The sequence below is a fragment of the Dapis hubbardiae BLCC-M172 genome (genome assembly GCF_050016015.1).
Lineage (GTDB): Bacteria > Cyanobacteriota > Cyanobacteriia > Cyanobacteriales > Microcoleaceae > Trichodesmium.
The window spans coordinates 46797-48686 of the sequence record NZ_JBNHEQ010000083.1 but is presented as its reverse complement, the minus strand read 5'-3'; the positions used below and the strand labels follow the sequence as shown (position 1 = coordinate 48686).

Below are 1890 nucleotides of genomic sequence, written 5' to 3'. Positions count from 1 at the left end.
TCCAGAATTTTCTTCTACTGACTTGGCAAAAGTTCTAAATAATCTGGAGGATATTAGTAAAGTTGTAGAAAAAGGATATCCTCAACAGAAACTTTCTCAAGACAAGACTCAAAATTTAGAAGTTTCTCCAGAATTATCTCCTACTGACTTGGCAAAGTTGATTAACAGTATCGAACATATTATTAGTGGAATTGCCGAACTCGAATATCCTCGACATAAACTTTTGCAACGGAGAACTCAAACTTTAGAAACTGATTTATTACTAAACATTCTAGAACTAGAAATTCACAAAACTCGCCTGCAAAAATTACTCAATCAAGAAGTCTATTATTGTCAGATAGAATCTATCGAAGATATCGAATATGACGGATGGGTTTATGATTTTGAAGTAAGCAAACATCATAACTTTGTAGCAAATAATATTCTTTGTCATAACACCATTCAAACCATAGCATTTCTGCTAAACCAACAAGAACAAGAAGCACTCGAAGCACCCACATTATTAGTTTGTCCTACCTCCGTATTAGGAAACTGGGAAAGAGAAGTCAAAAAATTCGGACCGAGTTTAAAAGTAATAGTACATCACGGCGATAAACGCGCCAAAGGTAAACAATTTGCCAAAGCAGTAAAAGACAAACATTTAGTCATAACAAGTTATGCCTTATTGTATCGAGATGAAAAAATATTACAGACAATAAAATGGCAGTCAATAATAGTTGATGAAGCGCAAAATATCAAAAATCCAGAAGCAAAACAATCTCAAGCAGCAAGAAAATTAGACGCATCTTTTAGAATTGCCTTAACAGGAACTCCTGTAGAAAATCGCCTTTCAGAATTATGGTCAATTTTAGATTTTTTGAATCCTGGATATTTAGGTAAAAAGCAATTTTTCCAACGTCGGTTTGCTATTCCTATCGAAAAATATGGGGATAAAAATTCATTACAAACTTTACGTTCTCTCGTCCAACCTTTTATTCTGCGTCGTCTCAAAACTGACAAAAATATTATTCAAGATTTACCAGAAAAACAAGAAAATATTGTCTTTTGCCCTTTAGCAAATGAACAAGCAAAACTCTATCAAAATATAGTGGAAAATTCTTTAGCAGAAATTGAAGCTGCTGACGGTATTCAGCGAAAAGGAAAAATTTTAGCCTTATTAGTAAAACTAAAACAACTCTGTAATCATCCCGTACTTTTACAAATCAAAAAAGGCAGTAAGAAAAAAGTAGAAATCAGCGATACAAACTCTGGAAAATTGCAACGTATAGGAGCAATGTTAGAAGAAATAATTTCCGAAGGAGAACGAGCAATTATCTTTACCCAATTTGCGGAATGGGGAAAAGTTTTACAACCTTATTTAGAGAAAAATTTAGGTAGAGAAGTATTGTATTTATATGGAGCTACCCGCAAAATTAAAAGGGAAGAAATGGTAGACCAATTCCAATTAGATCCTCAAGGTCCGCCAATAATGATTCTATCATTAAAAGCTGGAGGTACAGGTTTAAATTTGACTCGCGCTAATCATGTTTTTCACTTTGACAGATGGTGGAATCCCGCAGTAGAAAATCAGGCAACAGATCGGGTATTTAGAATTGGTCAAACTCGGAATGTTCAGGTGCATAAATTTGTTTGTACCGGAACTTTAGAAGAGAAAATACATGATTTAATTGAAAGTAAAAAAGAATTAGCAGAACAAGTAGTAGGTGCAGGTGAACAATGGTTAACTGAACTTGATACAGACCAGTTGAGAAATTTATTAATACTTGATAGAAATCAAGTAATTGAAGATGAGTAGGGGAGTAGGGAAGTAGGGGGAGAAATAAAAAGATAAATAGCTAACAGGAACTATGCTAAACCTAAATGATATCTGTCAGACTGACCCAAATACCA

At 33.9% G+C, this 1890-nt stretch carries 1 protein-coding gene; it reads left to right on the top strand.

Translation table 11 applies throughout. The features are described 5' to 3' along the window. Positions 1–1795: SNF2-related protein (locus ACP6PK_RS08275; protein WP_426559202.1), on the top strand; the 1795-nt coding region annotated here is incomplete at its 5' end. Positions 1796–1890 lie beyond the last annotated feature (95 nt).